This window comes from Gordonibacter pamelaeae 7-10-1-b, from assembly GCF_000210055.1.
GTDB classification, from domain to species: domain Bacteria; phylum Actinomycetota; class Coriobacteriia; order Coriobacteriales; family Eggerthellaceae; genus Gordonibacter; species Gordonibacter pamelaeae.
The window spans coordinates 479,601-484,706 of the sequence record NC_021021.1; the positions used below are offsets into that span (position 1 = coordinate 479,601).

Consider the following 5,106-nt stretch of genomic DNA (forward strand, 5'->3'; position numbering starts at 1 on the left):
GTGGCTGGCCAGCGTGGGAAACGCGATGCCGTTCTCCTTGGCGCGCAGGCGCACGAGCGCGCTCATGAGGTCGAGCTCCGCATCCACGTTCGGCTCGCTCTTGCCGCAGCGGTCGAGCTCGGGCCACGTGTCGGGCGGCGCCGAGAGCGCCGAGGAGATGAGCGACACCACCGCGCGCGCGTCCTTCGTGGACAGGCGGTCGGACAGCCCCCGCACCATGAACAGCTCGTCGATCGTGCGCGCCTCGCGCTTGCACGCCTCCACGATCTGCTCGTCGGTGACCACCCACTTCCGCGGCACGTCGCGGCGCTGGGCCTCCAGCTCGCGCCAGGCCGCCACCTCGCGCGCTGCCGAGAGCTGCCGGCGCGACAGCTGGGACACGCGCTTGAGTCGCCGGAAGCGCTCGCGCTCGTTCGCCTCGTAGCGCGCCGGGTCGGACAGCTCCTCGAAGTCATGGTCGAGCCAGTGCAGCCGCCCCTTCTCCTCCAGTGCCGCGCGCATCCCCGCGTACAGCCGCGGAAGGTACACCACGTCGTCGGCCGCGTAGTCGCGCTGCGAGGCCGACAGCGGCCGGCGCGACCAGTCGGTGAACGAGTCGATCTTCTTGAGCGACACGCCGCATTCCGCATGCACGAGCGCCGCGTAGCCGATCTGCTGCGTGTGGCCGAGCAGCGCCGCCGCTATCTGCGTGTCGAACACCGGGCGCGGCAGCACGCCCACCTCGCGCAGGATGATCTCCAGGTCCTGCCCCGCCGCGTGGAAGAGCTTCACGATGCGCTCGTCCGTGAGGAGCGGCGCCAGGACGGAGAGGTCGTCCATCTCGAAGGGGTCGACGATCACCACCTCGTCGTCGGTGGCCATCTGCAGAAGGCACAGCTTGGCGTAGTACGTCTTCTCGCGCAAGAACTCCGTGTCGATGGCAAGCACGCTCGACGAGCGCGCGCGCTCCACGAACGCCGCGAGGTTTTCCTGGGTAGCAATATACATGTACGAGATTCCCTGCCTTGTCATCCGCGCTCCATGTTGTACTATGCCATCATAGCAAACAGAAAGGGATTGTGTGAAACTGCTCGTCATCAACAACCTGGCTTCGGGTTTCGGCGAAGGGTCCGTCTACGACTTCATCCGCTCGTTCGCCCGCGACGGCGACGAGGTGTGCGTGCGCTCGACCGACGGCACCACCGACGTGCGCGACCTTCTGGGCGACGCGGAGGCGTTCGACGCCGTGGTGGCGAGCGGCGGCGACGGCACGGTGGCCACCGTGAGCTACCGCCTGGCGAACACGGGCGTCCCCATCCTTCCGTTCCCCGCGGGCACGGCGAACCTGCTGGCCGCGAACCTGGCCTCGCCCATGGAGCCCCACGCGCTCGCGAAGCTCGTGCGCGAGGAGCGCACGCTCGACTTCGACCTGGGCGAGATCGAGGTGGACGGGCACCGCTTCGGCTTCGGCATCATGGCGGGGGCCGGCTACGACGCGGCCATCATGCACGGCGCCGCGCCGGCGAAGCGCCTGCTGGGCCCTATGGCCTACTTCTCGGCCGCCCTGGCGAACCCCCTGCCGCAGACCTCCAGGTTCAAGCTGGACCTCGACGGCGAGCACGTGGAGAGCGAGGGCCTGGGCATCCTTTTGGTGAACTTCTCCAAGATCCAGTTCGACATCACGGTCACGCACGACAACGAGCCGCGCGACGGCGTGTTCGACGTGGTGGTGCTCAAGGCGCAGAACGCCTTCGAGCTCATCCCCGCCCTCCTCGCCGGTCTGCTCGACCGCGGCGGCGACTTCCCCAACCGCACGGGCTCGCTCGAGATCCACCGTGCCCGCGAGGTGCGCGTGGAGGCCGACCCGCCCATGGAGGTGCAGTACGACGGCGAGGCCACCAACCTCACCACGCCGTTCACCGCCCACATCATGCGCCGCGCCGCCCGCTTCTTCGTGAGCGAGGAAGGCTGGGACCTCTTCGCCGAGAAGTAGGATGCGACAGCGGGACATCCCGCTGTCGCATCCCCCGTCCCGTCCGGCGAGGCGTTCCGCCCCTACTTCTCCGCGGGCTCCTCGTACGTCGGCTCCACGTCCTCCACCTGGGCGCCTATCTCCAGCGGGGCGTCGAAGGCGGCGCTTGCGGTGCTCGAGGAGGCCATGAGCTCCTTGAACGATGCGGCGTCCTCGCCGGCCATCGGCATCATCACGTACACGTTGTTGCCGATGATGACGGGCCGGATGCGCTCGGCGGCGGCCGCCTTCGCACCCTCGGCCGAGGCTCCGGCGGCGGCGTCGCCGTCAGCATCGCGCTTCATCTGCTCCATCATCTCGGCGCGCACGCTGTCGATCTGCGCGGCCGTCTCGTTCTGCCAGCGCTCCTTGCGCCACGCCAGCACGTTCGCGTTGTAGCGCATCTGGATGACCTCCAGCACGATGCAGAACACCATGGCGAAGTACACGATCAGCTTCTCGAGCGGCATGTGCAGAAGCTCGATGCCGGTATGGAATCCCGCACTGTCGATGACGAGCAAGCAGCCGATGGCCACGATGAACGTGAGCGCGAGCATCTTCATCTCGGGGTGCCCGTTGATGAAGTTGGAGATGGGGTCGATGAAGATCATCATGAGGAACACGGCCAGCATGACGGCGATGATCATGATGATGAGGTGGTCGGCCATGCCCACGGCCGTGATGACCGAGTCGATGGAGAACACGAGGTCCATGACCATGATGGTGCCCACGGCCTGCGGCAGCGCGATGCGATGGAGCGCCTTGTGCTCCTCGCAGTGCTCGGCCTTGAGCTCGGTGAGCTTGAGCGTGTCGCGCAGCTCGGCGATGCCCTTGTAGATAAGGTAGCCGCCGCCGACGAGCAGCACGAGGTCGCGCACCGAGAACCCGTGCGCGTAGGGCCCGAGGTCGATGGTGAACAGCGGCGTGGTCATATGCACGAGGAACGACGCGAAGCACAGGAAGACGATGCGCATGGCGAGCGCGCCCGCCAGGCCGAGCTTTCGGCCGATGTGCTGCTTGTCCTCGGGCAGGCGGTTCGTGGTGATCGAGATGAACACCAGGTTGTCCACGCCGAGCACGATTTCCAGGAAGATGAGGCTGACCAGGCTGATCCATGCCTCGGGCGATGCGAAGATTGACAGATCCACGGGTTGCTAGCTCCTTTGTCGGGTTCCTCGTCCGTACCGCGGGCGGGCAGAGTCCATAAAAAAGACTCATGGCGCGGCTGCATGCATGCAAGCTGCGCCATGAGTCTCGTTATTCAAGACACGCCAGGCTTTTCGGCCATGATGTTGAACGTGCCGCTCGCGCTTCCAGAGCGCGAGCCAACTACTCCCCCACGGGCGAGACGTATCCTATCACGGAGCGGTGCGGGAACAATGCTATAATGCCCAAAGCACACAAACCCCTCAGGAGTACGCTCATGTTTTTCAACGCGCGAAAGAACGGCTACGACGCGGGCGACGGCCCCGTCCGCTACCTGGACGGCAGCTCGCTCACCCGCCCGCTGGAGGCGCCCCGTCCCCAGATGCTCGCCATGGCCGCGTTCGTCCTGGCCGCCGCCGTCATCGGCGGGGTCTTCCTGTTCAACGTCATCGACAACGTGACGCATTCGGCCGAGCGCGCGCGGGCCACGGTCGAGCAGAACCTCGCGCGCCCCGCCTCCATGGCCAGCCTGCCGAACCTCGCCTCGCTCGTCGGCCTCAATGCCGAGGGCGTCAAGGCGGCGTTCGCGGAGTCCGGCTGGTCCATCGCCGACAAGGGCGCCCTCTCCGGCGACGAGAGCGGCAACCTGGACCTCATCAAGCTGCCCGACGACGTGAGCGAGGCCCAGGCCCTCCTCATGTACAGCAACGTCTCCGGCCTGTCCGCGGCCGACGCCACCCTGCTGCTCAACGGGTCGTGGCAGTTCACGTGGGAGGCGGGCGACTCCGCGAACATGCGTGTGAAATACGCCGACTTCTCGTCCGGCAGCGTGGAGGCCGCCGTGCAGACGGCCATCGCCTCCGAGGGCTTCGACCCGGCCACGGCCGGCGAGATGGCGGTCGACGAGTCGGGCAACACGTTCCAGGAGGGCACGGTCGCCGCAGGCGACGCCACGTACCATTGGCGCGTGTCCGCCATCAAGCTCTCGAGCGTCTACGACATCAAGGGCCTGCCGGACACCGCCGTGTACGTGGGCATCCGCCTGTACGCCTAGGCGCCCCCTGTCCCACCTCGATTATCCGCTGTAAAAAATAGAAGAAAACCCTCGCCCCCTCGAGGGGCTTCCCCTGCGCATCCTCGGGGCTACCCCGATTGGCAGGACCTCGCCTTCGGCGCATCATACGAGGTGAGGAAAGAGGGAGCGAATGAGACTATCAAGCGTCATAGCCGGCCTGTCAGCCGCCGCCGTGGCCTTCCAGGGCGTCGCCTACGCCGTGCAGGGCCCCGCCAAGAGCCTGCTGCGACCCCCCGGGGCGCAGGGCGAGGCCGATTTCTCGGCCCGCTGCATCAAATGCGGCAAGTGCATGGAGGCCTGCCCGTACCTTGCCCTCTCCCCCGCACCCGGCGACCAGGGAATCGCCGCCGGGACTCCCATGGTCGACGCGCGCGCCCAGGCCTGCCGCCTGTGCGAGGACTTTCCCTGCGTCGAGGCGTGCCCCACGAACGCGCTGCGCGGCATCGAGGGGCGATCCGACGTGCGCATGGGCACGGCCGTGATCGACGAGGATCTGTGCATCGCGTTCCAGGGCATGCGCTGCGAGGTGTGCTACCGCACCTGCCCCCTCATCGACCAGGCCATCTCGATCGATTACCGCCTGCGCGAGGGCGATGCCATCCATTCCTTGTTCGCCCCCGTCATCGACGAGGAGCAGTGCGTGGGCTGCGGCCTGTGCGTCGAGCGCTGCGTGGTGGACGAGCCGGACGTGGCCATCCGCATCAAGACCGACGCCGAGCATCCCCGCACCGGCGCCTGACCCAAGCACTGCCAATCCGTTCGAGGAACGGTGGGATAGAAGAGCGAAGAGCTAAAAGGGAGAGAAGGAGGGGTGTCATGGACATCTCAAGACGAGCATTCGTCAAGGCGACGGCCGTCGCGCTGGCGAGCGCCGCAGCGGCGGGCAGCCTTGCGT

5 protein-coding genes are annotated in these 5,106 nt (G+C 67.0%); 3 read left to right on the top strand and 2 right to left on the bottom strand.

Features of this window, described 5'->3' with window-relative positions; translation table 11 throughout:
- On the bottom strand, positions 1–1,011 hold a 1,011-nt coding region (gene rnd / locus GPA_RS02235), incomplete at its 3' end, for a ribonuclease D (protein ID WP_231847546.1).
- A gap of 49 nt (positions 1,012–1,060) precedes the next feature.
- Here rnd and GPA_RS02240 point away from each other — a divergent pair.
- On the top strand, positions 1,061–1,972 hold the full coding sequence (locus GPA_RS02240) for a diacylglycerol/lipid kinase family protein (RefSeq protein ID WP_041238821.1): 912 nt from the start codon (positions 1,061–1,063) through the stop codon (positions 1,970–1,972).
- Positions 1,973–2,034: 62 nt separating this feature from the next.
- Here the strand turns inward: GPA_RS02240 and GPA_RS02245 are convergent, their stop codons facing one another.
- Complete coding sequence (locus tag GPA_RS02245; protein WP_041238822.1) at positions 2,035–3,138, bottom strand: TerC family protein; 1,104 nt, start codon at positions 3,136–3,138, stop codon at positions 2,035–2,037.
- 275 nt (positions 3,139–3,413) lie between these two features.
- Between GPA_RS02245 and GPA_RS02250 the strand changes: the two genes are divergently transcribed.
- Together GPA_RS02250 and GPA_RS02255 are read left to right on the top strand one after the other, a co-directional pair.
- On the top strand, positions 3,414–4,190 hold the full coding sequence (locus GPA_RS02250; protein ID WP_015538816.1) for a hypothetical protein: 777 nt from the start codon (positions 3,414–3,416) through the stop codon (positions 4,188–4,190).
- 151 nt (positions 4,191–4,341) lie between these two features.
- A complete protein-coding gene (locus GPA_RS02255; RefSeq protein ID WP_041238823.1) occupies positions 4,342–4,950 on the top strand; it encodes a 4Fe-4S dicluster domain-containing protein in 609 nt (202 codons plus the stop codon).
- The last annotated feature ends 156 nt before the right edge of the window (positions 4,951–5,106 follow it).

Bases quoted from the DNA above. Each gene is read 5' to 3' on its own strand.
- GPA_RS02250 (WP_015538816.1), top strand. From the start codon at position 3,414: ATGTTTTTCAACGCGCGAAAGAACGGCTACGACGCGGGCGACGGCCCC.
- GPA_RS02255 (WP_041238823.1), top strand. From the start codon at position 4,342: ATGAGACTATCAAGCGTCATAGCCGGCCTGTCAGCCGCCGCCGTGGCC.